Annotated in this window: 1 pseudogene; it reads left to right on the top strand. The window is 39.3% G+C overall.

From position 1 onward, the window contains the following. Nucleotides 1-343, top strand: a pseudogene (locus J7R05_RS09120) (tail fiber domain-containing protein); the annotation flags it as partial. Between the last annotated feature and the right edge of the window lie 36 nt (nucleotides 344-379).

The following is a 379-nucleotide window of genomic DNA, read 5'->3' as shown; positions in this document are numbered from 1 at the left end:
CCAAGGCAGCGGAAAAGCCGTTTATGACGGGCAGCGAGTTGCGGGTTTAAGTGATCAAACAAAGAATGCGATTAATGGGCTTAGCAATAATACGCATAACTATGATAACAACACTTTAAATGGAATAGCCACAGGGCAAAATGCAACAAGCCAAAACTTAAAGAACATGGCTTCAGGTCAACAAGTAGGGAATAACCCTTATTTTAATGAAGCACTTCAAAACAAATTAAATAAATCAACAGACACAAATAGCAGAGCACTTTCGGGTTCAATACGATATGGCTCTGGGACGCATACTGGGGTTTTGGCTGATGAGGAAATCGCCATAGCAAGCCAAGCTTAATCATATTTGTATAACCAATTTATGAAAATAATGCTG

It is taken from the genome of Bartonella capreoli (genome assembly GCF_902813205.1).
GTDB classification, from domain to species: domain Bacteria; phylum Pseudomonadota; class Alphaproteobacteria; order Rhizobiales; family Rhizobiaceae; genus Bartonella; species Bartonella schoenbuchensis.
The sequence above is the reverse complement of the archived record's forward strand: the minus strand, read 5'-3'. Positions and strand labels throughout refer to the sequence as shown.